Source organism: Streptomyces avicenniae (assembly GCF_000719135.1).
Classification (GTDB): Bacteria; Actinomycetota; Actinomycetes; order Streptomycetales; family Streptomycetaceae; genus Streptomyces; species Streptomyces avicenniae.
The window spans coordinates 287,610-312,501 of record NZ_JOEK01000002.1; the positions used below are offsets into that span (position 1 = coordinate 287,610).

The window sequence follows — 24,892 nt, forward strand, 5'->3', positions numbered from 1 at the left end:
CAAGCACCCCACGGCGCGCATCCGCGCCGGTCAGGGGCGCGGCGTACCACCATGCGGTCACTGTCTTGTCGGACTTGGCCCCGGATGCGAACATACGAGCCATGAAGTGGGCCTCGTTTCTGACGCACAGGCGAGTGGTCGATCACATGCTGATCACCACCACCGGCTGTAGCGCGCGCTGAGCCTCCTCGTCCGCTCGACCCCCTTTCTTCGCCGCTCGCCGTCGCGCGAGCCCGTCACCGCGCCGTCCGGCTGAGGCGGGTGTCCCCTCCCCCTCCCCCTGTGTCCGCCGGTCACCCCGGCTGACCCCGGCGCGGGCCCTGCCGCCGTTCCCTGAGCGCGTCCCCGCTTCCGCACCCCCGTCCCGCGGCTCCGCCCTGCGCACTCCCGCCCTCTCCGCATCCCTTTAACCGCCGCCCCCGTCCGCCTGCCCGCATGTCAGGGCGCAGGCGCGGTCCGGGGTACCCGAAGGGTCCCGCCATGCCGTCAAGTCCCGCAGAAACACTGGTAGTCGGCGCCGCGCCACCGGTGCGCGCCCCCGCACGCACCGAGCCACGCCCCCCGCCTCCGGCACGTACGCCACGCCCCGCCGCCGTCGCGCTGCTCCGCAGGCTGCGGCGGGTCAGCGGCCTCGTCGCCGTCCTGCTGCTGTGGTGGCTGGGCACGGAACGCGGCTGGCTCGGCGCCACCACCCCCTCACCCGCCGCCGTCTGGGACGCCGGGGTGGACCTGATCCGCTCGGGCGAGTACGGGGAGCACCTGGCCGTCTCGCTGGAACGGGTCGCGCGCGGCCTGGCGATCGGCATCCCGCTCGGCGTGCTGCTCGGCCTGCTCGCGGGCCTGACGCGCTCGGTCGAGGACGTCATCGACGCGCCGATCCAGGCGTTCAGGATGCTGCCGCACCTGGCGCTCGCCCCGGTGTTCATCATCTGGTTCGGCATCGGCGAGACGTCCAAGACGATGCTGATCCTGATCGGGCCGATCTTCCCCCTGTACATCAACGTCCTGCACGGCATCCGCGGGGTGGACAACCGGCTGGTGGAGGCGGCGCGTTCGTGCGGTCTCGGACGGTGGGGCCTGACCCGCCGCGTCATCCTGCCGGGCGCGCTGCCGCAGATCTTCGTCGGCCTCCGGCAGGCGCTCGGCATCGGCTGGCTGACCCTCGTCGTCGCGGAGCAGACCGCGACGACCTCCGGCATCGGCTACCTGATGACCGACGCGCGCGAATTCCTGCGCACGGACGTCATGTTCGTCGTCCTGGTCACCTACGCGCTGCTCGGCGTGCTGTCCGACCTGCTGGTCAGGCTGCTGGAGCGGCGGGCCCTCGCCTGGCGGCGCGGCTTCACCGGCACCTGACCCCGCCCGCACGCCCCACCGCACCGCACCCACCCCCCGGAGCAGCCCATGCCCACCCCCGCCCTGTCCCCGTCCCCACCGGCCCGCGAACCGGCGGCGCACGACGGCGTGCGCGTCCACGGCCTGCGGCGCGTCTTCGACGGCCGCGTCGTCCTGGACGACGCCGATCTGACCATCGCCCCCGGCGAGTTCGTCGCGCTGCTCGGCCCCAGCGGCTCGGGCAAGAGCACCCTCCTGCGTGCCCTCGGCGGGCTCGACCCGGAGGCCGAGGGGCACATCGAGGTGCCCGGGCGCAGCGCCGTCGTCTTCCAGGAACACCGCCTCCTCCCCTGGGAACGCGTCTGGCGCAACGTCACCCTCGGCGTGCGCGGCGGCGACCTGCGGGCCCGTGCGACCGCCGCGCTGGAGGAGGTCGGCCTCGCCGAGCGCGCCGACGCCTGGCCCGGCACGCTCTCCGGCGGCGAGTCGCAGCGCGTCGCGCTGGCCCGCGCGCTGGTGCGCACCCCTCAACTGCTGCTGCTTGACGAGCCGTTCGGCGCCCTCGACGCGCTCACGCGGCTCAAGGCGCAGCACCTCGTGGAGGCGCTGTGGGAGGAGCACCGCCCGTCGGTGCTCCTGGTCACGCACGACGTCGAGGAGGCGCTGCTGCTCGCCGACCGTGCCCTGCTGCTCGGCGACGGGGCGATCGCCGCCGAGTTCGTCGTGGACATCCCCCGTCCCCGCCCCCTGGACCACCCGGAGCTGGTGCGGCTGCGCACCGAACTGCTGGCCGGACTCGGCGTGCACGCCCCGGCCGAACACGGAAGGACCGCCTGATGTCATCTCCCTCCCTGCCTGAAGAGACGACCGTCCTCACCGAGGAACTGACCGCCGACGTCCTGGTCGTGGGCGGCGGCCCCGCCGCCACCTGGGCCGCCGTCAAGGCCGCCGAGTCCGGCGCCTCCGTGGTGCTGGCCGACAAGGGCTGGTGCGGCAGCTCGGGCGCGACCGCCGCGGCGGGCACCGGCGTCTGGTACGTGCCCCCGCACCCGGAGGCCCGCGAGGCCGCCATGGCGTCCCGCGAAGGTCTCGGCGGCCACCTCGCCGACCGCCGCTGGATGGCCAGGGTCCTCGACCAGACGTGGGAGAACATGCACGAGGTGGCGTCCGTCAGCCGCTACCCCTTCCCGGTGGACGAGCGCGGCGAGCAGCTGCGGCGCGGCCTCCAGGGGCCCGAGTACATGCGGCGGATGCGGGTGCGCGTGCAGCGCGCCGGTGTCCGGATACTCGACCACTCGCCGGTCCTCGAACTGCTGCTGGACGCGCACGGCGCCGTGGCGGGCGCGGCGGGGCACCGCAGGCAGGCCGACCGGCCGTTCCGCGTACGCGCCGGCGCCGTGGTGCTGGCGACGGGCGGCTGCGCGTTCCTCTCCCGGGCGCTGGGCTGCGACGTGAACACGGGCGACGGCTACCTGATGGCGGCCGAGGCCGGGGCGGCGATGTCGGGCATGGAGTTCTCCAACGCCTACGCGATCGCACCGGAGTTCACCTCGGTGACGAAGACGGCCTACTACTCGTTCGCGACCTTCCACCACGCGGACGGCAGCGTCGTGGAGGGCGCGGGCAGCACGAGGGGCCGCTCGGTCATCGCCCGCACGCTGCTCGCCGAGGGCCGCGTCCTGGCCCGCCTCGACCGCGCCGACGAGGCGCAGCGCCGCGCGATGCGGCTCGGGCAGGCCAACTTCTTCCTGCCGTTCGACCGCCTCGGCATCGACCCGTTCACCGACCTCTTCCCGGTGACGCTGCTCGCCGAGGGCACGGTGCGCGGGACCGGCGGCGTCCGGATCACGGGCGACGACTGCGCCACCGACGTGCCGGGCCTGTACGCGGCGGGCGACGCGGCGACGCGCGAGCTGATCTGCGGCGGCTTCACGGGCGGCGGCAGCCACAACGCCGCGTGGGCCATGTCCTCCGGCACGTGGGCCGGGCGGGGCGCCGCCGCGTTCGCCCGCGCGCTCGGCGAGGGCGCCCACCGGCGCAGGCTGACCCCGGCGGGCGGCGTGGGCCTGCGCCCGACAGGCACCCCCGGCGCCGCGGACGGGCACCGCGAGGTGACGGAGGCCGTACGCCGCGAGGTGCTGCCGTACGACAAGAACCTGCTGCGGGACGGCGCCGTCCTCGGCCCTGCGCTGGAGCGCCTGCACGACGTGTGGGCGGTGGCACGCGCCGGTCTGCGCGGCCACGGCAAGGACGCGATGCGCGCCCGCCGCGCGGCGGCGATGACGGCGACGGCCCGCTGGATGTACACGGCGGCGCTGGCCCGCGAGGAGACGCGGGGCATGCACAAGCGCCTCGACCGGCCGCACCAGGACGACCCGGGCTCGCGGCACCGTCTGGTCACCGGCGGCCTCGACACGACGTGGAGCGTGCCGGAGACGGGGGCGGCCCTCCCGGTCGGCGCGACGGCGGCGGTGGCGGCGGGGGTGGCCCGGTGATCGAGGTCGTCTCCGCGGAGCGCTGCATCGGCTGCGACAAGTGCGTCCTGGCCTGCCCCACCGACGTGTTCGACCGCGGCACGGACGGCGTGCCCGTCATCGCCCGGCAGGACGACTGCCAGACCTGCTTCATGTGCGAGGCGTACTGCCCGGTGGACGCGCTGTTCGTCGCGCCGGAGACCCGCCCGCTGCCGGACGGTTCGGCGCTGCGCGACGAGGCGCGGCTCACGGACGCCGGTCTCCTCGGCAGCTACCGCGCGGGCATCGGCTGGGGCCGGGGCAGAACCCCCGGCGCCCGGCTGGCCGTCGGCCCCGACCTGCCGCGCGCCACGCCCGCTCCCCCGCCCGTCAAGCCCAGCACCACCTGAGAGGCACCACCATGGACCACGCACGCTCCCACGACCCCGCCGTCCGCCGCAGACGCGCGCCGCTGCGCCGCCTGGTGACCGCGATCGCCGTCCCGCTGGCCCTCGTCGCCGCCGCGACGGGCTGCTCGGCCGAGGCCGCCGACGACGCGGGGGGCTCCGGCGGCAACACGCTGCGCGTCGGCGTCATCGGCTCGCGGGCCCAGCTCAGCGGGCCCATCGGCTATCTGGACGAGCAGGGCGAACTGCTGCCCGCGCTCGCGGAGTTCGGGTTCGACGCCATCGAGGTGTCGCCGTTCCCGAACGGCCCCGACCTCAACCAGGCGCTGGTGGGCGGCAGTCTGGACGTCGCCAGCTACGGCGACACGCCCGCGCTCGTCGCGCGCGGCAGCGGCCTGGACACGCGCCTGATCGCGCTCGGCCTCGTCGGCAACGACGCGTCCATCGTCGTGCGCGACGACGGGCCGCGCAGCATCGAGGAGTTGGAGGGGCGGCCGATCGCCGTCCAGACCGGCTCCTACATCCACCGCTACCTGCTCGGCGCCCTCCAGGACGCGGACGTCGAGCCGTCCGAGATCCTGCACATCTACACCACCGACACCGAGGGCCCGTTGGAGCGCGGCGACATCGCCGCCGCCGCCATGCCGCAGGTGAACGCCGAGGTGTTCGAGCAGCGCGGCTACCGCGTCATCGACCATCTCGCCGAGGACCACCCGGACTACGCGGGCACCAGCGCCACCGTCTCCACCGGCGGGTTCCTCGACGAGCACCCGGGCTTCGCGTCCGCCTGGCAGGACCTCCAGGACGAGGGCGTGCGCCTGGCGAAAGCCGACTTCACCGCCTACCAGGACTACGCCGTCTCGCTCTCCGACTTCCCCGAGGAACTGGTGCGCGCGACCACCAGGGAGGACCAGCTGCCGGACAGCGCGTTCCCCGAGCGCGGGCTCGAACTGCTCACCGGCACCAAGGAGTTCCTCGTCCAGCAGGACTTCATCGACGAGGACTTCGCCCTGGACGACTGGATCGTGGACGAGGACGGCGCGTGACCTCGCCCCTGCGCGCGGACGCCGACGTCCTCGTCCTCGGCGGCGGCCCGGCGGGCGCCTGGGCGGCGCTGGCCGCCGCCGAGGCGGGCGCCCGCGTCGTCCTGGCCGACAAGGGATACCTCGGCACCAGCGGCGCGGCGGCCTCCGGCGGCAACAACCTCTGGTACCTGCCGCCCGATCCGGCGCTGCGGGCGCGGGCCGTCGGCGAGCGCGAACGGCTCGGCGGCCACCTCACCGACCACCGCTGGATGGCGCGCGTGCAGGAGGAGACGTACGGGCGCGTCAACCGGCTCGCCGCCTGGGGCTACCCGTTCCCGCGCGACGAGGACGGCGTCGAGCGCCGCAGCAGCCTCCAGGGCCCCGAGTACCTGCGGCGGCTGCGGCGGCGCGTGCACCGGTCGGGGGTGCGCATCCTCGACCACCACCCGGCGCTCGAACTGCTGACGGACGCGGACGGCACGGTGACGGGCGCCGCCGGGCTGCGCCGTCAGGAGGGCTTCGCGCCCTGGCGCGTACGGGCCGGGGCGGTGGTCCTGGCGACGGGCGGCTGCGCGTTCCTCTCCCGCGCCTTCGGACTGAACGTGGACACGGGCGACGGCCATCTGATGGCGGCCGAGCTGGGCGCCGAGCTGTCCGGCATGGAGTTCTCGTCCGTCTACGGCGCCTCGCCCGCCTTCGGCAACCACACCAAGGGCCTGATGATGCAGTACGCCACCTACTACGACGCCGACGGGACGGAGCTGGGCGGCGCGCGCGGCCTCGACACCCGCGACGTGCTCGCGCGGCGGCTGGCGGAGGGGCAGGCGGTGTACGCGCGTCTCGACCGCGCGCCGCTCGCGCTGCGCGAGCGGATGCGGGCGGCCCAGCCCAACTACTTCCTGCCGCTGGAGAAGGCGGGCATCGACGCGTTCACGCAGCCCTACCCGCTGCGGCTCGTGCTGGAGGGCACGGTGCGCGGCACCGGCGGCATCAGGATCGTCGGCGACGACTGCGCCACGAGCGTGCCAGGCCTGTACGCGGCGGGCGACGCGGCGACCCGTGAGCTGGTCACCGGCGCGGCCAGCGGCGGCGGTTCGCTCAACGGCGCGTGGGCGATCTCGTCCGGCACCTGGGCCGGGGCGGGCGCGACGCGCTTCGCGCGGGCCAGGGGAGCGCTCCAGGAGGACGGCGGGCTGCGCGCCGCGGGCCGGGCCGGGCTGCGCCCGGCGCACTCCGGCGCGCGGGCGGCTGACCGGGCGGCGGTGGACGAACTGGTCACCGCCGTGCAGGACCGCGTACTCCCTCTCGAACACAACCTGTTCCGCACGGACGAGGGCCTGCGCACCAGCCTCGCCCTGCTCGCCGAGCGGTGGACGTACGCGGCCGGTGAGCTGTGGGCGCGCGACGGCCGCACGACGCTGCGTGCCCGGGAGGCGAGCGCCATGACGGCCCACGCGCGCTGGATGTACACGGCGGCCCTCGCGCGGACGGAGTCGCGGGGCGTGCACCGGCGCACCGACCACCCGGCGACCGATCCGGCACAGACACGCCGCCTGCTGGTCTCGGGGCTCGACCGGCTCGCGGTGCGCCCCGATCCGGTGGCGCCCGTGCCGTCCGGCGTGACGGCGGGCGCGGCGGAGGGGGCGGCGGCATGATCGAGGTGGTCAGCGACAGCCGCTGCGTGCGCTGCGACATCTGTGTGAAGGTCTGCCCCACCGACGTGTTCGACCGGGACGCGGACGGGCTGCCCGTCATCGCCCGGCAGAGCGACTGCCAGACCTGCTTCTCCTGCGAGCTCTACTGCCCGGTGGACGCGCTGTACGTCGCGCCTCTGTCGGGACCGGCCCCCGAGGGCTCCCCGCACCGCGACGAGGCGGCGCTCGCCGCGTCGGGCGCGCTCGGCGCCTACCGGGCCACGGTCGGCTGGGGCGGCGGGCGGCGGCCGGGCAGCACGCGGGACGCCAACTACCGCTTCACGGCAGGGATGACGGGCCAGCCGGGCGCCCGTCCCGCCCCGCTCCCCGAACCGGCGCTGCCCCCGCCCGCCGGGCTCGGCGAGTACGGCGCCTGACGCGGCGCCGCCCCCGGTGCGGCAGGGCACCGGGAGCGGCGTCGGCCCGCGGGGGCGGGGGTGTCAGGAGGCGTCGAGGTTGGCGAGGTACGCGTCGTCGGCCGCCGCGCCCGCGGCGGCGCCCGCGGGCAGCAGCAGTTCGAGACGGCCGAGCACGTCGTCGGCGATCTCCACGTCGGCGGCCCGCGCGTTGGCGGTGGCGTGCGCCGCGCCGCGCGTCCCGGGGATGGGCAGCGCGCCCCGGGCGATCACCCACGCGAGGGCGAGCTGCGCCGGGGTGACGCCCGCCTCGGCCGCGAGGGCGGCCACGCCGTCGGCCAGCGAGAGGTTGGCGGCCAGATTGCCGCGCTGGAAACGGGGGTTGCCGCGCCGCCAGTCGTTCCCGCCGGGCCGTTGCGCGCGCACCGTCCCGCCGATCAGGCCTCGGCCGAGCGGGCTGTACGCGACGAACGCGACGCCCAACGCGTCGCAGACGGGCAGGATCCCGCCCTCCGGGGCGCGGCTGAGCAGCGAGTACTCGCTCTGCACGGCCGCGACCGGGTGCACGGCGACGGCGCGCCGGAGCGTACCGGCCGAGACCTCGGACAGGCCGACGTGGCGGATCTTCCCCTCGGCGACCAGTTCGGCGAGGGCCGCCACGGTCTCCTCGACGGGCGTCGTCGGGTCGAGGCGGTGCAGGTAGTACAGGTCGATGCGGTCGGTCGCCAGGCGGCCGAGGCTCGCCTCCACGGCCGCGCGCACGTGGGCCCGGCGGCCGAGGCCGGGGACGAGCCGCCCGTCGGGGCCGGTGTCGCCGCCGAACTTGGTGGCCAGCACGACCGTGTCCCTGCGCCCTCCGGCGAGGACGCGCCCGATCAGCCGCTCGCCGTGCCCGGCGCCGTAGATGTCGGCCGTGTCCACGAGGGTGGTGCCCGCGTCGAGCGCGGCGAGCAGCGCGCCGGTCGCGGCGTCCTCCGTGACGTCGCCGTAGATGCCGGGCGACAGCGTCATGGCGCCGAAGCCGACCGCGGAGACGCGGGGACCGTCCGCGCCCAGTGTCCGGTATCGCACGTGCTTGCTCTCTCTCACTCGTCGTCCGTCTCCGGGGAAACGCCGCCCCGGTGGGCACCCGGAACCCTGCCGCACCGCGACGACGCGCGGCAATGACCCGGCGGTTGGTGGTACCCGCGGTACCGGCCCCCCCGGCGGGAGCCGACGGCGGCTCAGCCGCGCCGCAGGACGTCGAGCCGGTCCAGCGCGTCCTGCTCGGGGCCGCCCTCGTCGGCGAGGTACGTCACGAGGCTGAGGTCGCCGGGACCGGGGAGCCGCAGCGCCTCGTACCGCAGGTTGACGCGCCCGACGGCCGGGTGCGCGAAGCGCTTGCGCCCGTGGTCGTGGTTCCGCACGTCGTGCCGCGCCCACCAGGTGCGGAAGTCTTCGCTGTGCAGGGACAGTTCGCCGACGAGCGCGGCGATCGCCGGGTCGCCGGGGTGGCGTCCCGCGGACATCCGCACGTGCGCGATGCCCCGCCGGGCCATCGTCGGCCAGTCCACGTAGAACGTCCTGGCCCCCGGGTGCGTGAACGCGTAGCGCACCAGGTTGCGGCGGGCGGGCGGCATCTCGGCGACGCCGGGGAAGAGCGCGGCGGCCATCCCGTTCCACGCCAGGACGTCCAGGCGTCGGCCGAGGACGTACGCGGGCGTCGGGTCCAGCTTCTCCAGCAGGCGGCGCGTGCCGGGCCTGACGCGTTCGGCCGGTGCAGGGGGCGGCGGGGCGCCGCCGCGCCCGGCGAGCGTGCGCAGGTGCTCGCGCTCGTCGGCGCCGAGCTCGAACACCCGCGCCAGCGCGTCCAGTACGGCCGCGGACGGGTTGACGCCCCTGCCCTGTTCGAGCCGCACGTAGTACTCGACGCTGATCCCGGCCAGGTGCGCGACCTCGGCGCGGCGCAGGCCGGGCGAACGCCGCCTGCCGCCGCCGGTCAGGCCGACGTCCTCGGGGCGGGTGCGGTCCCGCCGGGAGCGCAGGAACTCGGCAAGTCCTCGTCGTGGGTCCGCCATGCCGCCGAGTCTCGCAGCGGCGCGCCCGCCGGGTCGAGTCCGCGTGGTGGTACCACCGTTACCACCCCCGTCACCACGCGGCACGGCCCGGCGGGCACGCTGTCAGACCGTGTCGGCGTCGGCAGGTTCCGCCGCCCGCGCCGCGCCGCGCGGCTGGGGGACGGGCCGGAACTGGGCCGCCTGGAGGTCGTACATCGTCCGGTACCTGCCACCGAGCGCCAGCAGCGCCTCGGGCGACCCCGACTCGACGAGCCGCCCCTCGTGCAGGACGTGCACCAGGTCGGCGCCGCGCACCGACGCCATCCGGTGCGTGATCAGCACGACGGTGCGCCCCTCGTCCGCCAGCGCCCGGATCTGGTCGAACACCCGCTGCTCCGCCTTCGCGTCGAGCGCGGCGGTCGGCTCGTCCACGACGAGGATCGGCGCGTCACGGTAGTGGGCGCGCGCGACGCCGAGCCGCTGCCACTGGCCTCCGGACAGCTGGTGCCCGCCCCGGAAGCGGCGCGAGAGCAGCGTGTCCCAGCCGCGCGGCAGGGTGGGGAGCAGCGTGTCGAGACCCGCGTGGGCCGCGGCGCGCGCCAGGCGCCCGGGGTCGGAGGGGACCTCCGTGCGGGAGATGGAGACGTTGACGCCCGCCGTCATCGGCCAGCGGTAGTGGTCCTGGTGCACGAGGGCGCAGCGCCCGAAGATCTCCTGACGGTCGAGCGCCGCGGCGTCGTGGCCGTCCCAGCGGACGGTGCCGCGCTGCGGCAGGTACAGGCCGCAGAGCAGCTTGGCCAGCGTGCTCTTGCCCGAGCCGTTCTCGCCGACGAGCGCGACGACCGAGCCGCGTCCGACCGGGATCGTGAGCGACACGTCGCGCAACGCGGGGGCGCCGTCGCTGCCCGGGTAGCCGAAGGTGACGTCCTCGAACGTGACGTTCTCCACGGCGGGGGGCAGCGGCTCGCCCCCGGCGGGGATGCACCGGTCGGCGGACTCCCGCAGCAGCCGCTGGAGGTCGCCGACGTACAGGGACTCCTCGTGCAGGTAGTTGATCTGCCGTACCAGGCTGTCGAGTTGGCCGGTGCCGGTGCGGATGGCGAGGACGGCCGTGCCCGCGGCGGCCAGCGCCATCCCGCCGCCCCACAGCAGGAAGGCGAGGAGCGCGTACGTGCCGAGCGTCGCCGCGCCCGTGCAGGCGGCGGCGGCCAGCGCGGTACGGGCGGCGAGCCGGGCGAGACGTGCCTGCTCGTTCTCCTGGCTGACGGACATGTCGCGGAAGTGGCGCAGGATGTAGGGCCCGACGCCGTGGACGCGCACCTCGGGCGCGGCGTCCGTGTCGATCAGCAGGTTGGCGAGGGTGCTGGCGGCGCGCGAGTGCTGCACCCACCGGTGCCAGCTGCGGTAGCGGCGGCGCGCCACCGTCAGCGTCGCCCAGGCGCGCGGGACGACGATGAGCAGCAGCATCGGGAGCAGCGCGCCGTGGAGGGCGGTGAGGACGGTGCCCGCGGCGAGCAGCGAGATGAGGGCGCCGAGGACGCCGACGCTGTGGCTGATCATGTTGCGCGCCGACGCGGCCCCGAACTGGGCGGAGTCGAGCAGGCGGTGGAAGTCGTCGTCCTCCATCGCGGCCATCTCGACCTGGTGGGCGCGCTCCAGGTACTGCTCGCGTGCGAGGCGTTCCGCGCGGGGTTCGAGGGGGCCGCGGGCGAGCGTGGACAGGGCGTCGCAGGCGGCGCCGAGTGCGGCCGTCGCGCCGATGAGGACGGCGACCGGCACGCACTCGCGCATGCGGTCGGTGAGGTCGCCGCCGGTCAGGAGCGTGGTGAGGAGCCAGTTGACGGCGAGCAGGCCCACGGCCTGGGTGATGCCGCGGCCGATCTCGGCGAGGGTGACGAGGAGGGTGAGGCGGCGGTCGGCCCGCCAGGCGAGGGCGGCGGCGGTGCCCACCAGCCGGGGCATGCTCGCCAGCATGGCGCGGAGCCTGAGGCCGTAGCGGGACTCCTCGTGCCGGGCCCATGAGGTGTCGTAGACGAGCGCGCCGCCGAACAGCTCGCGCTCCGCGGCGGAGACGTGCGCGTCGTCCCCGCCGTCGTTGACGTTGCCTGTGCTGTTGCTGCGTTTCACCGGGTGACTCCTTCGGAGACCGTGTGCACCGCCCAACGGCCCCCGCCCGCACCGGGGCACGGCCCCGCGCCGCACCTCGTCCCGCATCACCCCGGAACGCCGGACCGCGCCGCAGCATCCGCCGTACGCCCCGTGGGCAGAACGCCGGAGCGCACTCCCCCCGGGACACGAACCGGCCGGGGGCGAGGACTCGCCCCCGGCCTGGCGCTTTCCGTAGACACCCGGCATCACCGGGCCCGGAAAGGCTGAGCGAAGGAAAGCGGCAGAGGGAGGTGGCGCCTCCTCACCAACCGTCCGAATCCATGCCGACGCTCGAATGCAAGCAGCATGGCGACAGGAACCTGTCTGCTCCATAGCATGGTCGCGTAGACAAGTCCACGTATCCGCGAGACGCTCGACGGAGAGTTGACGAGACTCTCAGCTCTACCTCGATCCAAGTAAGCTCGTCAGTATATCCAGCAGATCAGCGTGTGTATGACTTCGGCACTCCTGGAGACTGCCAACACGCCAGCACTGAACAGCTGGTTACTAACCTCGGTCACGGAACGGCCTTTCTCGGGATGATCATGAACCCGTAGGCTATCCGGCCCCGAGGACAAGGCATGACCAACCAAAGCCGCAATCGAGCACAAGCCCGTCATTAGAACAGTTCATTCACTCCAATGAATGAACTGTGCGTGTGAGCCGTCCTTGTGGGGCGTGATGAGGTAAGGCCGGATCACGTCAGTCCAGCTCGGCCAGTTGCTCACGCATGCCTGCCTCGAAGACACTCGCCTCCCGGCGCAGCCGCTCCGCATCAGCGGTGAACCCCAAGTGCCCCTTGAGGCAGGCGAGCAGCGACAGAGACACCGCCACTTCGTCGGGTGACGCGAGCCGCCGGGCGATCTCCAGCGCCTCCTCGGCATGGCCGACAGCCTGCTCGTGACGTCCCGTGAGGTACTCGACATGCCCCAGCTCGCGCAACGCCTGCATCTCTTCGTTGGGGGCGTGGATGCGGCGGGCCAGCGCGAGCGCCGTGGCGTGGTGCGGCAGGGCCTCATCGACCTGCCCGGCGACGCGAAGGGAGATCCCGAGCCCGTTCAGCACGACACTTTCGAGAAGAAGTTCCCCTCCGCTGCGTATGACGGGCAGTGCCTCCCGGTAGAGAATCAAGGACTGATCGGTGTCACCGAGCATGGTGCGGAGCTTCGCCTCGGTGCTGTGCAGGAGGGCGAGTTCCGCGCGGCCGGCGCCGGGCCTGGCCAGAGCGAGTGCCTGCTGACAGACCACCAGCGCCTCCGACCGACGCCCGGCTCTCGCCATCAGCTCGGAGAGGTTGTTCAGGGTCCTGTAGAGGCCACGCTTGTCGCCCATGCCGCTGAAGATCACGACGGCATGACGGAAGTGTTGCCGAGCTTCCTGCCACTTGCCCAGGTGCAGCAGGCACACCCCCAGAAGGTTCAGGCTCCTGGCGACCTGTCGATCATCGGCGTACTGCTGCCGTAGCCGAAGCACGTGGCGCTGCAACAGCACCGCCTCCCGGTAGTGCCCCGTGTGCCAGTGAAGTGTGCCGGTGTGGTGCAGCACCTGCATCTCAGCATCGATGTCCCCGATCGCTCGCGCGATCTCCACCGCCTCAGCGGCCAGCCGCAATGCCTCCTCGTAGTCGCCGACATGGGTGTGGACGGCGCTGAGGTCGAGGAGCGCGCGGGTCCGGGGGCCGTCCTCGCCGGTCCGTTCCCAGTGCTCGACCGCCTGCTTGAGGTGAGGGAGCGCCGTCAGCAGATAGCCCTCGTTCTCCAGGAAGCCCGCCAGTACATGCGTCAGCAGGGCGTGCGAGCGCGCCGGACCGAAGGCACGCAGGTGCTCAAGCAGCGCAAGGAGGTTGCGCCCCTCGACGGTGAACCAGTCCCGGTGGCCCACCGCTTCGAGCCAGCGGGCGGCGTCCGGCCGCGCACCCGCCGACTCGTGCTCCGTGAGGCCGACCCGCAGGCGGTGAGGGTAGGCGAGCCGGTCCGCCAAGTCGGCGGCCTGGAGCACCGTTTCCGTGAGGCGGTGGATGGCGGCGACCGCCTCGCCACGGGAGGCGAGGGTCCGTGCGTACTCACGCAACAGGTCGTGCACGCTGAACCGGTTGGTGGACTGCTCCCTGAACAGGTTGACCCGCAACAGCTCTTCGAGCAGGTGCTCCGCCCCGTCCACCGGCACCCCGGCCAGCGCCGCCGCGGCGTGCGGCCCGAAATCGGTCCCCGGGTAGAGGCCGACGATACGGAAGAACCGTTTCTGAGCAGTGGTCAGGACTCGGTAGGACATGGAGAAGGCATCGACGAGCCCACGCGTGCCGTCCCGGAACTCGTCGAGTCGGCCGGTGGGCGAGGACGCCAGGCGGTCGGCGAGGTCGGTGGTGGTCCACGCCGGGCGGGTGAGCAGGCGGCAGGCGGCTATGTCGATGGCCAGCGGCAGGTAGGAGCACAGGCGGACCACGCGCGCCACCTCCTCGCGGTCCGCCGCCTGGTGTTCCGGCAGTTGGCGCCGGAACAGCGCGACCGCCTCGTCCTCGGGCAGGACGTCGAGAGCGAGCGACCGTACGCCGCTGAGCCCCGCGAGGCGTCTGCGGCTGGTGATGATCACGAGCGAGGGGGACGCGCCGGGCAACAGAGGCTCCACCTGGTCGGCGTTGAGCGCGTCGTCCAGGATGACCAGCACCCGGCGGCGGCTCATCTCCTGGCGCCAGAGCGCGGCCAGCTGGTCGAGGTTCGACGGAACCGCCCCCTGGGGCACACCGATCAGCCGGAGCAGCTCGCGCAGGGCGTTCTCCGGGGCGAGTGCGGGCTGGGCCGGATCGTGGCCGAGCAGTGCGAGGAAGATCCGTCCGTCGGGGAAACGGTCGCGCAGCTGATGGCCGACCTGGACCGCGAGCGTGGTCTTGCCGACGCCCCCCATGCCGTCGATGGCTTCCAACGCGACGGCGGATGATAGCACATCAGTGACATTCGCTACCAAGGTACCGAAGTACTGCAACTCCGCCGCCCGTCCGACCAGCGGCGTTCCCCGCGGAAGGTTGTCGGGCACCGGTTCGGGCGGCCCCGCTGCGGCCGAGACCCCGATGAGGGTGAGCAGTTCGGCGTCCGGCACGCCCTCGTCGATTCCGCGTCTGATGCTCTGGAGTCGCACGCTGAGGCCGGTGCCGTACCGACGGCGCAGGCGGTGCGCCGTCCGGTGGAGCAGGCGGAGAGCCTCGGCGTCCCGCCCCGCGCCGTGGAGCGCGAGCGCCAGATGGGCGACCAGCGATTCATCGTCCGGAGCATCGTCCGTCAACGCCTGGAGACGGGCGACGGTCTCGTGATGACGCCCGAGCCGCAGGGTGATGCTCGCCTCCAGGAGAGCCACCCGAATCTCCCGGTCGTGCACCCGCGCCCTGACCTCCTGGGCCCAGCCGCCGGGCAGACCGGCCAGGGTCTCGCCTCTCCGGAGGGTACGCGCCTCCCTGAGGAGTGCCAGAGCCGCGTCGAAGCTGCCGTTGTCGGCGAGGGCACGCGCCTGGTCCGTCAGCGTCACATGGTGATGAGCGTCCACCCTGTCCGGATGGGCGTCCAGGCGGTAGCCGCCGTCGGCCCCGAGCAGGCGCTCCTTGCCTGTCGGACCGAGGGCCTTGCGCACGCGCGCGACATAGCTCTGAAGATTCTGCTCCGGTCGGCCCGGGGGATCGTCGCCCCATACGCGCCTGATCAGCGTGTCCCTGCCCACCGTCCGGCCGACGTCCCAGGCGAGCGCCGCAAGGACCAATTTCTGCTTCGGCGTGCCGAGATCACAGGGCTGTCCGTCCATATATGCCTGGACCGGGCCGAGGACCGCTATACGGAACTCCACCAGCGCCCTCCCCGCCGGTATGGCACCCTTTCCGTGTTCCGATGATCGCACGATAATCGGGCGTGAGCCACACCACCCCATCAGCAGGTTTCGCCATTTCCCGTATTCCCTCGGGGCGAGATCAGATCCCGTCGTCACTGGGTAGTTGATCCGTGTCGGGAACGACGCGGTGCGTCCGTGCGATGGTCCTCGCCGACGCTCCGCTGCCGTGGTGACACGAGGGGGAGGCTATGGACAGACGCGAAATTGCTCGCATAGTGCACGAGGTACTGACCGGCACGAAAGGCGTGCCCCACCAAGCCGGTCTGACGCAGCTGAACCGCGCGGTGCAGGATGCGACGGCGACGGACCGAGCACTGGCCGAGGCATGGGACAGCGCGCTCACGGCGCCTTCGACGGCCGCCGTCTCCCAAGCCGCGGCGGCGCTGGAGCGCGCAGCCGCCTCGGACAGCCGGCTCCTGACGGCATTGACAGCGCTGTCCGCCCTCTCGGCGCTCCCGGCCGGTCCCCCGCCCGCGCACTCCAACCACCTCGGCGGAGCCGCACTCGTCGCCGGACACCAGGTGCAGGCCAGGGACATCGGCGGGGGCATCCACATCCATCACACACCGGCCTCGACCGCTCTGCCGGTACCACGCCAGATTCCGGCCGTCTCCCAGCATTTGGTCGGACGGGAGACGGAAATCGCGGAGCTGGACGCGAGCCGTGGGGAGAGCTCTCCCTCGCCCCGCTTGATCGTGGTGAGCGGACCGGCGGGAGTGGGGAAGTCCGCGCTCGTCTCCCACTGGGTGGGCGCCCTGGAACACGAATATCCGGGTGGTTCGTTCTACGCCGATCTCGGCGGATACTCCGTCTCTCAGGCGTTGAGGTCGGAAGACGTGCTGGACCGTTTTCTCCGCGCACTCGGCGTGACCGACATTCCCGTCCGGTTATCGGAGAAATCCGCGCTCTGGCGTTCGTTCACCGCACGGTCGGGAGTGGCGGTCGTGCTGGACAACGCGCTCACGGCGGCGCAGGTCCGTCCCCTGCTGCCCGGGAGCGCCGACCGGAGCCTGACCGTGGTGACCAGTCGCAACCAGCTCACCGGGCTCGTCGCGGAAGGAGCCTCCCTGCACCGACTGCGGGCGCTCGCCCCCGAGGCGGCGGTGCGGCTGCTCGGCCTGGGAGGCGGCGGCGACCGGATCGGCCGGGAACGCGACGCGGCGCGCGACGTCGTGACCCTGTGCGCGTGTCTTCCGCTGGCGGTGTGCCTTGCCGCCGCGCGGCTGGCCGCGCGCCCGCGTCAACTGCTCGCCACGATGGCGGTCTCCCTCGCCCGGGGCATCGGTCCGCTGGAGGAACTGCGCCTGGAGGGCCAAGCGGCGATCAAGGTCGCCCTGGACGAGTCCTACGATCTGCTGGAACCCGAGGCGGCACATGCGTATGCCCGCCTCGGCATGCTCCCGACGAACGTGTTCTCCGTCGATCTGGTCGCCGCTGCCTGCGCGCTCAGCCCCTGGGAGGCGGACCGCGTGGTGGAGTCACTGGTGGAGACGAACATGCTGGAAGACCTGGGTCCCGACTCGTACAGGTTCCACGATCTCGTCCATGCCCACGCACGCCGCCGCGGCGACGCCGTGGGGCCGTCGGAACGCACGGCCGTCCTGCGGAGGTTCGTGGACTGGCTGCTCCTCGGGGCGACCGCTGCCGAGGAGTTGCTCACGCCGAGCCATCGGACGCTCCCGAGGGAGTCCCCCGGCGCGCCAGGATCGTTCGCCGGGCACCGTGACGCCGCGAGCGCGCTCTCCTGGCTGGCCGCGCACCAGGTCATGCTGGGCGAGGCCATCAGGTACTGCGCGGCGTCCGGGTGGGACGCCGCCTGCTGGCAGTTGACGGATGCGGCATGGCCGCTCTTCCTCAGGCTGCGGCCCGCCGAGCTCTGGGTCGAGACGCACCGTCTGGGTCGCGATGCCGCGAGAAGGACCGGGGACCGTGCCGCCCTGCGGCGCATGCTCACATCGGGGGGCAACGGGCTGCGGAACTCGGGGCAGCCGGACGAGGCGGCCGAGTGGTACCGGGAGGCGCTCCACCTGGCCCGGGAGGACGACGACCGCCGTGACGAGGCGCAGGCGACACACGGGCTGGGCGTCGCCCTCTTCGAGGCCGGTCGTCCGGCGGAGGCCGAGGCGTGTCTTCTCGACGCGCTGCGGATGCGGGAGGGCATCGGTTACGTGCGCGGGGCGGCGCTCTCCCGTGTCGTCCTGGGCCAGGTCTCCGAGTCACTGGGACGCACGCGGGAGGCAGTCGCGTACCTGACGGACGCACGTGACGGCCTCGTCGCGGTCGGGGACGCGTACGACGCCGCCCGGGCGCTGGCTCTCCTCGGGCAGACGCTCGCCTCCGCCACCGCGCCCGAGGACACCGTCCGGGAGGGAACCCGTCATCTCCGCATCGCCCTCGACGAGTTCCGCGCCACCGGCTCCTTGGTCTGGCAGGCGCGCTGCATGGAGATGCTGGGGCAGGCCGCCGAAGCGGCAGGGGCGCCGGAGGAGGCCATCGACTGGTACCGACAGGCGCTGGCGGCGCTCGGCCCGCTGAGCCCCCGCGACAGGGAGCGCGTCGAGGGCCGCCTCCGGGCCGAATGATCCCGGAAAACGGCCCCCGGCGCTCCCGTTCAGCGAGCCGTCACGACATAAGTGCCGTGCGGTCCGCGCACGAACAGGGTCATGCGCAAGAGGTCCTCAAGTCCCCTCCCGGCGGACAGCCATGCGTGGAGGAAGGAACCGAGCATCGGCCAGAGTGCGGACGGCGTGCCCGCCGCGCCGGTGACCACGGTTGCCTCCACACAGCGGACGTCGCCCGTACCCAGCAGGCAGGCACCACGCCCGAGCATCGGAACGACCGTCACGAGGCAGCCGGGGTGGGCCGACCGGAGAGCCGCCGTCCGACGCCGCGCGCACTCCCGGGTGGGCGCGGCGGTCGCGACGAGCACATCGGCGAGTCCTGACCATCTCCCGGACACGGGGCAGTCCACGTCCACCCGAAGGTGGTGGTCGGCGCTTCCCGCCGCGATGCGCGGCGGCAGCGCGTCGGTGTCCTCGATGACCGCGCCCCACGTACGGACCGGTGACGCGGCGACGACGAGCGTGGTCGGCGCCTCACCGACGCGCGCGGTCCCGTACGCCCGTTCGGCGAGACGGGCTTCCCGGCGCGTCGTGCCGATCCGGACGCCGACGAATCGCGCGCTCACGCCACCCACCTCCCCGCGCCCGGCCGCTTCCAGCTCGACAGGGGCGGCGGCAGTGGAGCGCGGGGGGTCCGGGGCACGTAGGCGGGCTCGCCCAGCCCCAGCGCCCTGTAGAGGAGCCCGCGCATCCGCTGTTGGAACTCGCCGGGCGCCGACGAGATGAGCGCCGCGACCGAGTCGTAGGCCCCGCTCCGGTACCGCTCGGCGGCGTAGCGCAGTTGCTCGCCCAGCGGGCGTGCCGAGGAGAGGGCCGGGGCGAGTGCGGCCAGCGCCGCCGCAGGTGAGTCCGGGGCGACTTCGGAGCGGGGCACTCCCGACATCAGGATCGGGACGTCGGCGAGGGTCCCGTACGCGGTGACGGAACCGTGGTCGCCGATCAGGAAGTCGCTCGCCACCAGCAGGGACTGCCAGTTCGCTTCCGGGGGAACGAGCAGCGCGCCGTGGCGCATGCCCCCGGCGAGCCAGCTGTGCACCTGCCAGGGGCCGTGGCCCGACCAGACGTTGGGATGCACCAGGACTGCGACGCGGAACCTCCGGCCGGGCAACTCGCCCAGGAGGCGCGGCAGGAACGTGTCGAGCCGCCCGAACGCGGCGGACCGGCCCCAGGTGGACGCGACGACGACGAGTTGCTGGTCGTCACCGAGGCCGAGGGCGCGGCGGTAGGCATGGCGCCTGTCCCTGCTGGCGAGGACGCGGTCGTGGCTCGGGTCGCCGACGACCGTGGCCACGGGCAGGGCCTCGGGGCACGAACGGGACAGCATGTCCAGCTCCCGTGCGTGGGCCAGGGCGATCGCGGTCGGCATGACCCGGCCGTCGTGCAGGAGGTGACGTCGGCTCAGCATGCCGGGCCCGCGTGTGGTCTCCTCCGTGCCGTCGCGGAGGAGCTTGATGTGCCCCGCCCCGTGGGACAGCCGGATCACCGGCGCCCGGACGGCGTGCATTCCCTGCGACCCGGCGGCGAGGGCGAGGTCGAACGGTGTGTTCACGGCGTACCGCCAGGGCACCGTGGCGATCCCCTGGTCGTGGAGGTAACGCCGGGCGCCCTGGCCGAAGGCGTGCGGCGCCACGGTGAAGACCACCTGGACCCGCAGATCGGACTCCAGCGACTGGACGACTTCCTGGAGCCGCTGCGCGTAGGTGATGGTGTGGACGACGACGAGCATTCTCTTGCAGTCGGGGACAGTGGCCCACTGTCCCTGCTGGATCAGCGCAGGCGTCGTACGTCTGCTGTCGGCGGACATGGTTTCCCCCAGTGGGTGATCAACAGTTCGGTCCACCGGGCCAGTGCCCCACCCGCCCGACGGATCGCTTGCCGAAGGGTTGCAGAAGCCTTGCAGCCCAGGTGAGCGGCGTATCGCTCCTGGCGTCCGAGGGGAGTCGCGTCAGTGCCGCGGGGGTGGTGGGCCGTGTTGGCAGTGGGGGCACCAGTACGTCGGGCGGGGGTGGCCCGGGGTCTCGCGGGTCACGCGGATCGGCGTCCCGCAGCGCATGCACGGCCGCCCCCGCTGCGCGTACACGTGGAGACGGCGGCCGGTGCGCGCCAGCAGCCCGGGGGAGGTCGTCGTCCGGTCGGGGCGGTCGCGGTTCGCGGTGAGGAGGTCGTGGGCGAGCGTCACCAGCGCGCCGGGGTCGGCCAGCTCGCCGACGGGCAGCCAGGGCGTCGCCCCGGTCAGGAAGCACAGCTCGGCCATGAACACGTTGCCGACGCCCGCCATCACGCGCTGGTCGAGCAGCGCCTCGCCGAGCGGGCGGGCCGGGTCGGCGAGGAGCCGCCGCCGCGCCTCGGGCGCGTCCCAGTCGGGGCCGAGCAGGTCGGGCCCGAGGTGGCCGACGACGCGGGGCTCGTCGGCGGTCCGCAGCAGGTCGAGGACGGGCAGCCGGTAGCCGACGGCGGTCGCCTCCGCCGTGCCGAGGATCGCGCGGATCTGGTGCGCGGGGCCGCCCGACCAGCGGCGGCCGGGCCCGTACACCTGCCACGCGCCGTCCATCCGTAGGTGCGAGTGCAGCGTCAGGCCGCCGTCGATGCGGGTGAGCAGGTGCTTGCCGCGCGGGGTCACGCCGAGGACGGTCCTGCCGGTCAGGTCGGCGGTGGCCAGGCGCGGGACGCGCAGGTCGGAGCGCGTCAGACGGCGCCCGGCGAGCGCGGCGTCCAGCCGGTCGGCGACCTGCCGGACGGTGTCTCCTTCAGGCATGTTCTCCATGATGCGCCAGCCGCCTACGGTGGGGCGCGTGACGGTGATGATGGGGATGGACATCGGGACGTCGGGGTCCAAGGGCGTCCTGGTCCGCGCGGACGGCACGCTCGTGGCGCGCGCGGAGCGGGAGCACAGGACGGACACGCCGCGCCCCGGCTGGGTGGAGCACGACGCCGAGGGCGTGTGGTGGGCCGACTTCGCCGCGCTGACCGCCGAGCTGCTCGCCGCGCTCCCGGACGGCGAACGCGTCGCCGCCGTCGGGCTCAGCGGCATCGGCCCGTGCGTCCTGCCGGTGGACGCGGACGACCGCCCGCTGCGCCCGGCGATCCTGTACGGCGTGGACACGCGCGCGGGCGCGCAGATAGCCGCGCAGCGCGCCGCGTACGGCGACGGGCCGGTGCTGGAGCGCTGCGGCTCGCCGCTCACCAGCCAGGCCGTCGGGCCCAAGCTGGCGTGGCTGCGGGAGGAGGAGCCGGAGGTGTACGGGCGCGCGCGCCGCTGGTTCATGGCCGGGTCTTTCCTGGTGCACCGGCTGACCGGCCGGTACGTGCTCGACCACCACTCGGCCAGCCAGTGCACGCCGCTGTACGACCTGCGGCGGGGCGGCTGGATCGCCGACCGGTGCGACGGGATAGCGCCGGGCCTTGAGTGGCCCGAACTGCTGTGGCCCGGCGAGGTCGTGGGTGAGGTCACGCGGCAGGCGGCGGAGCTGACGGGCCTCGCGCCCGGCACGCCGGTGGTCGCCGGGACGATCGACGCGTGGGCCGAGGCGGTGGCCGTGGGGGCGACGGGCCCCGGCGACCTGATGGTGATGTACGGCACGACGATGTTCCTCGCCCGCGTGATGGACGGCCCGTCCACGCCCGACGCGCGGCTGTGGACGACGCGCGGCGCGTTCCCCGGCACGTACTGCCTGGCGGCCGGCATGGCCACCTCGGGCGCCGTCACCGGCTGGCTGCGGGAGCTGACCGGCGGCGACTGGGCGACGCTGGTCCGTGAGGCGGCGGCCGTGGCGCCCGGCGCCGAGGGGCTGGTCACCCTCCCCTACTTCGCGGGCGAGCGCACCCCGCTGTTCGACCCGGACGCGCGCGGCCTCGTCGCGGGGCTGACGCTGCGGCACGGGCGCGGCCACCTGTACCGGTCGGCGCTTGAGGGCACGGCCTTCGGTGTCCGGCACAACCTTGAGGTGATGACGGAGGCCGCCGGGGTGCCCGCGCGGCGGCTGGTGGCGGTGGGCGGCGGGGCGCGTGAGCTGTGGACGCGGATCGTCAGCGACGTGACGGGGCACGCGCAGGAGGTGCCCCGGCACACGATAGGGGCGGCGTACGGCGACGCGTTCCTGGCGGCCGTGGGCGTGGGCGCGGCGGCGCCCGGCGACATCGCGGGGTGGAACCCGGTCGTGCGGACCGTGGAGCCCGACCAGGCGACGGCTGCGGTGTACGACCGGCTGTACGGCCTGTACCGCGGCCTCTACCCGGCGACGCGCGAGGCCGCGCACGCGCTCGCGGCGCTCCAGCGCGGCGAGTGGTGAGCGGTGAAGACGTGACGACGTGACGACGGGCGGGCCCCCGCGCGGGGGCCCGCCCGTCAGGGGTCAGGCGGCCGGGGCGGTCGGCGGGCCGACCAGCTCCGTGAGCACGTCCTCCATCGTCACGAACCCGAGCAGCGTGCCCTTGTCGCTGGTCACGGCCGCGAGGTGCGTGGAGGCGGCGCGCATCGCGGTGAGCGCGTCGTCCAGCGGCGTGGTCGGCGCGATGCGGATGACCGGGTGCAGCGCCTCGCGGGGGAACGGCCGGTCGCGGCCCTGGGCCTCCAGCGAGTCCTTCACGTGCAGGAAGCCGAGGACCGTGTGCCCGGGGCCCGTCACGGGGAAGCGGGAGTAGCCGGACGTCGCGGCGGCCTGCTCCAGGCGGCGCGGCGTCACGCGGTGGTCCACCGTGACCATGCGGCCGACGGGCACCGTGATCTCCGTGACGGTGCGCGTGCCAAGCGAGAGCGCGACGCGCAGGCGTTCGCTCTCCCCCGCCTCCAGCAGCCCGGCGTCGCTGGAGTCCTGCACGATGCGCGCCAGTTCGTCGTCGGTGAAGACGGACGCGACCTCGTCCTTCGGCTCGACCTTCAGCATCCGCAGCAGCGTGTTGGCGAAGGCGTTGATGCCGAAGATGACCGGGCGCAGCGCGCGCGTGAGGCCGACCAGGGGCGGGCCGAGGAGCAGCGCGGTGCGCTCGGGCGCGGCGAGCGCGATGTTCTTCGGCACCATCTCGCCGAAGAGCATGTGCAGGTACGTCGCGAGGGCGAGCGCGATGGCGAACGCGATCGGGTGCACCAGGGAGTGGGGCACGCCCATGGAGTCGAAGGCGGGCTCCAGGAGGTGCACGATCGCCGGTTCGGCGACCGCGCCGAGCACCAGGGAGGAGACGGTGATGCCCAGCTGGGCGGTCGCCATCATCGCGGACAGGTGCTGGAGCGCCCACAGCACGGTGCGGGCGCCGCGCTCGCCGCGTTCGGCGCGCGGTTCGATCTGGTCGCGGCGCACCGAGATCAGCGCGAACTCCGCGCCGACGAAGAACGCGTTGGTGAACAGCGTGAGCACGCCGAGGGCCAGTTGGAACGCGGTCATCGGACCTCACCCGCCGGGTCGGCGGTGGTGTGGGAGGGCTGGAGCACGTCGATGCGGACGCGGTCGGCGCGGTGGTGCGCCGTCAGCAGGACGGTGAGGCGCCAGCCGGCGACCTCGACCGTGTCGCCGATGGCGGGTATACGCGCCAGCTCGGTGGCGACGAGACCGGCGACGGTCTCGTAGGGGCCCTCGGGGGCGGCGACGCCGATCCTGGCGAGCTGGTCCACGCGCAGGCTGCCGTCGGCCTCCCAGCTCCCGGTGCCCGCGGGCGCCAGGTCGGGGTCCTCGTCCGGGTCGTGCTCGTCGCGGACCTCGCCGACGACCTCCTCGACGATGTCCTCCAGCGTGACGACCCCGGCCGTGCCGCCGTACTCGTCCACGACGACGGCGAGCGACCGGTTGCCGCGCAGCTGCTCCAGCAGGCGGTCCACGGCGACGCTGTCGGGGACGAGCAGGGCCTCGGCCATGAGGGCGGAGACGGCGGTGCCCGCGCGGTCGCCCTCGTCCAGGGTGAGGACGTCCTTGATGGAGACGACCCCGGCGATGTCGTCGAGTCCGTCGCGGTAGACGGGGAAGCGGGACAGGCCGGTGGCGAGCGTGAGGTTGGCGGCGTCGGCCGCGGTCGCCGAGACGTGCAGCGCGTGGACGTCCACGCGCGGCGTCATGACGTTCTCGGCGGTCAGGTCGCCGAGGTGGAGCGTGCGGACGAACAGCTCGGCCGAGTCGGAGGGCAGGACGCCCTGGGCGGCGGAGTGGCGTGCCAGGGCGATGAGTTCCTGCGGGGTGCGGGCCGAGGCCAGCTCCTCCGTCGGTTCGAGCCCGGCGCGGCGCACGAGGTGGTTCGCCGTGTCGTTGAGGTGCCGGATGAACGGGGCGAACGCGGCCGTGAAGGCGCGCTGCGGCCCGGCGACGGCGCGGGCGACGGTCAGCGGGCGGGAGATGGCCCAGTTCTTCGGGACCAGCTCGCCGATGACCATCAGGACCACGGTGGAGCACACGACGCCCAGCGTCACGGCCACCGGCGACACGGCGCCTTCCGGCAGCCCGGTGGCCTCCAGCGGGCCGCTCAGGAGGGTGGCGAACGCGGGCTCGGCGAGCATGCCGATGACGAGCGAGGTCACGGTGATGCCGAGCTGGGCGCCGGAGAGCTGGAACGTGAGGCGGCGCACGGCGCCGAGCGCGCGGGCGGCGCCCTTGTCACCGGTCTGCGCGGCGCGCTCCAGGTCGGCGCGCTCGACGGTCGTGAGGGAGAACTCGGCCGCGACGAAGATGGCGCAGGCCAGGGTGAGTGCGAGTGCGAGCAGCAGAAGGAGTACCTCGGTCACCATGTCACCCCGCTCTCCTCGCGCGCACGGCGGTCGTGGGAGGTGACACGGCAGGTACTGGGAGGCTCGTCCATCGTGCGGACCGGGCTCCTTCGGGCTCGGGGGGGTCGATCGAGTGACCCCATCGTAAAGGACTGGCAAACGGGACACAGGGGGCAGGCGGGGACGGCGGGGCCGTCCGTTCGGGCTGCCGCCCGGCCACCGGGTTCTACAGTGCCGTAGAAAATGAGCCCTGCCAACCGGC

General features: G+C 73.8%; 18 protein-coding genes and 1 pseudogene. 10 read left to right on the top strand and 9 right to left on the bottom strand.

The features are described from left to right. Window positions 1-480: 480 nt before the first annotated feature. Genes IF27_RS05385 through IF27_RS05415 form a run of 7 tightly spaced genes read left to right on the top strand, consistent with a single transcriptional unit; the run spans window position 481 to window position 7,291 of the window. Window positions 481-1,356 (top strand): ABC transporter permease, encoded by an 876-nt coding sequence (locus IF27_RS05385; RefSeq protein WP_110945561.1) that lies wholly within the window; start codon window positions 481-483, stop codon window positions 1,354-1,356. Between the two features lie 48 nt (window positions 1,357-1,404). Continuing rightward, a complete protein-coding gene (locus IF27_RS05390; protein ID WP_052848193.1) occupies window positions 1,405-2,172 on the top strand; it encodes an ABC transporter ATP-binding protein in 768 nt (255 codons plus the stop codon). Further along, a complete protein-coding gene (locus IF27_RS05395) occupies window positions 2,172-3,830 on the top strand; it encodes an FAD-dependent oxidoreductase (RefSeq protein WP_052848194.1) in 1,659 nt (552 codons plus the stop codon). Before IF27_RS05390 ends, IF27_RS05395 begins: the two co-directional genes overlap by 1 nt. Next, window positions 3,827-4,198, top strand: coding sequence for a 4Fe-4S dicluster domain-containing protein (locus IF27_RS05400; RefSeq protein WP_052848195.1), 372 nt, complete (start codon window positions 3,827-3,829; stop codon window positions 4,196-4,198). Before IF27_RS05395 ends, IF27_RS05400 begins: the two co-directional genes overlap by 4 nt. An 11-nt stretch (window positions 4,199-4,209) precedes the next feature. Next, window positions 4,210-5,241, top strand: coding sequence for an ABC transporter substrate-binding protein (locus tag IF27_RS05405; RefSeq protein WP_223290925.1), 1,032 nt, complete (start codon window positions 4,210-4,212; stop codon window positions 5,239-5,241). Next, window positions 5,238-6,875 (top strand): FAD-dependent oxidoreductase, encoded by a 1,638-nt coding sequence (locus tag IF27_RS05410; RefSeq protein WP_052848196.1) that lies wholly within the window; start codon window positions 5,238-5,240, stop codon window positions 6,873-6,875. The genes IF27_RS05405 and IF27_RS05410 overlap by 4 nt, the downstream gene beginning before the upstream one ends. Beyond that, window positions 6,872-7,291 carry a 4Fe-4S dicluster domain-containing protein gene (locus tag IF27_RS05415; RefSeq protein ID WP_052848197.1) on the top strand — a complete coding sequence of 140 codons (420 nt, stop codon included), beginning with the start codon at window positions 6,872-6,874 and terminating at the stop codon, window positions 7,289-7,291. Before IF27_RS05410 ends, IF27_RS05415 begins: the two co-directional genes overlap by 4 nt. Before the next feature lie 63 nt (window positions 7,292-7,354). Here IF27_RS05415 and IF27_RS05420 read toward each other — a convergent pair whose 3' ends face one another. From IF27_RS05420 to IF27_RS05435, 4 genes are all read right to left on the bottom strand, one after another. After that, on the bottom strand, window positions 7,355-8,341 hold the full coding sequence (locus IF27_RS05420) for an aldo/keto reductase (RefSeq protein WP_052848198.1): 987 nt from the start codon (window positions 8,339-8,341) through the stop codon (window positions 7,355-7,357). A gap of 152 nt (window positions 8,342-8,493) precedes the next feature. After that, on the bottom strand, window positions 8,494-9,327 hold the full coding sequence (locus IF27_RS05425) for a helix-turn-helix domain-containing protein (RefSeq protein WP_052848199.1): 834 nt from the start codon (window positions 9,325-9,327) through the stop codon (window positions 8,494-8,496). A 102-nt stretch (window positions 9,328-9,429) separates the two neighbouring features. Next, window positions 9,430-11,433, bottom strand: coding sequence for an ABC transporter ATP-binding protein (locus IF27_RS05430; protein WP_052848200.1), 2,004 nt, complete (start codon window positions 11,431-11,433; stop codon window positions 9,430-9,432). Window positions 11,434-12,156: 723 nt separating this feature from the next. Further along, window positions 12,157-15,282, bottom strand: a complete 3,126-nt coding sequence (locus tag IF27_RS05435; protein WP_052848201.1) for an AfsR/SARP family transcriptional regulator — start codon at window positions 15,280-15,282, stop codon at window positions 12,157-12,159. Window positions 15,283-15,512: 230 nt separating this feature from the next. On the opposite strand from IF27_RS05435, the pseudogene IF27_RS32125 reads away from it, so the two are divergent. Together IF27_RS32125 and IF27_RS05440 are read left to right on the top strand one after the other, a co-directional pair. Continuing rightward, a pseudogene (locus IF27_RS32125) lies at window positions 15,513-16,172 on the top strand (ATP-binding protein); the annotation flags it as partial. Between the two features lie 96 nt (window positions 16,173-16,268). Next, a complete protein-coding gene (locus IF27_RS05440; protein ID WP_476713123.1) occupies window positions 16,269-17,906 on the top strand; it encodes a tetratricopeptide repeat protein in 1,638 nt (545 codons plus the stop codon). Window positions 17,907-17,935: 29 nt separating this feature from the next. Here IF27_RS05440 and IF27_RS05445 read toward each other — a convergent pair whose 3' ends face one another. The 3 genes from IF27_RS05445 to IF27_RS05455 all read right to left on the bottom strand — a co-directional run bounded on the left by IF27_RS05445 (window position 17,936) and on the right by IF27_RS05455 (window position 20,700). After that, entirely contained in the window at window positions 17,936-18,511 is a 576-nt protein-coding gene (locus IF27_RS05445) for a hypothetical protein (RefSeq protein WP_052848202.1), read from the bottom strand. Next, window positions 18,508-19,749, bottom strand: coding sequence for a hypothetical protein (locus tag IF27_RS05450; RefSeq protein ID WP_110945565.1), 1,242 nt, complete (start codon window positions 19,747-19,749; stop codon window positions 18,508-18,510). Before IF27_RS05450 ends, IF27_RS05445 begins: the two co-directional genes overlap by 4 nt. Before the next feature lie 141 nt (window positions 19,750-19,890). Further along, window positions 19,891-20,700, bottom strand: coding sequence for an Fpg/Nei family DNA glycosylase (locus IF27_RS05455; protein ID WP_052848437.1), 810 nt, complete (start codon window positions 20,698-20,700; stop codon window positions 19,891-19,893). Window positions 20,701-20,746: 46 nt separating this feature from the next. Here IF27_RS05455 and IF27_RS05460 point away from each other — a divergent pair, with 46 nt between their 5' ends. Next, entirely contained in the window at window positions 20,747-22,234 is a 1,488-nt protein-coding gene (locus IF27_RS05460; RefSeq protein WP_223290939.1) for an FGGY-family carbohydrate kinase, read from the top strand. Window positions 22,235-22,297: 63 nt separating this feature from the next. On the opposite strand, the gene IF27_RS05465 is transcribed toward IF27_RS05460, so the two are convergent. Further along, window positions 22,298-23,323 (bottom strand): hemolysin family protein, encoded by a 1,026-nt coding sequence (locus IF27_RS05465; RefSeq protein WP_052848205.1) that lies wholly within the window; start codon window positions 23,321-23,323, stop codon window positions 22,298-22,300. Further along, window positions 23,320-24,648, bottom strand: a complete 1,329-nt coding sequence (locus IF27_RS05470) for a hemolysin family protein (protein ID WP_052848438.1) — start codon at window positions 24,646-24,648, stop codon at window positions 23,320-23,322. Before IF27_RS05470 ends, IF27_RS05465 begins: the two co-directional genes overlap by 4 nt. Window positions 24,649-24,892: the final 244 nt, after the last annotated feature.

Coding starts and splice junctions, on each gene's coding strand:
- IF27_RS05385 (WP_110945561.1), top strand. CDS start 481: ATGCCGTCAAGTCCCGCAGAAACACTGGTAGTCGGCGCCGCGCCACCG.
- IF27_RS05390 (WP_052848193.1), top strand. CDS start 1,405: ATGCCCACCCCCGCCCTGTCCCCGTCCCCACCGGCCCGCGAACCGGCG.
- IF27_RS05395 (WP_052848194.1), top strand. CDS start 2,172: ATGTCATCTCCCTCCCTGCCTGAAGAGACGACCGTCCTCACCGAGGAA.
- IF27_RS05405 (WP_223290925.1), top strand. CDS start 4,210: ATGGACCACGCACGCTCCCACGACCCCGCCGTCCGCCGCAGACGCGCG.
- IF27_RS05415 (WP_052848197.1), top strand. CDS start 6,872: ATGATCGAGGTGGTCAGCGACAGCCGCTGCGTGCGCTGCGACATCTGT.
- IF27_RS05425 (WP_052848199.1), bottom strand. CDS start 9,327: ATGGCGGACCCACGACGAGGACTTGCCGAGTTCCTGCGCTCCCGGCGG.
- IF27_RS05450 (WP_110945565.1), bottom strand. CDS start 19,749: ATGTCCGCCGACAGCAGACGTACGACGCCTGCGCTGATCCAGCAGGGA.
- IF27_RS05455 (WP_052848437.1), bottom strand. CDS start 20,700: ATGCCTGAAGGAGACACCGTCCGGCAGGTCGCCGACCGGCTGGACGCC.
- IF27_RS05460 (WP_223290939.1), top strand. CDS start 20,747: ATGATGGGGATGGACATCGGGACGTCGGGGTCCAAGGGCGTCCTGGTC.
- IF27_RS05465 (WP_052848205.1), bottom strand. CDS start 23,323: ATGACCGCGTTCCAACTGGCCCTCGGCGTGCTCACGCTGTTCACCAAC.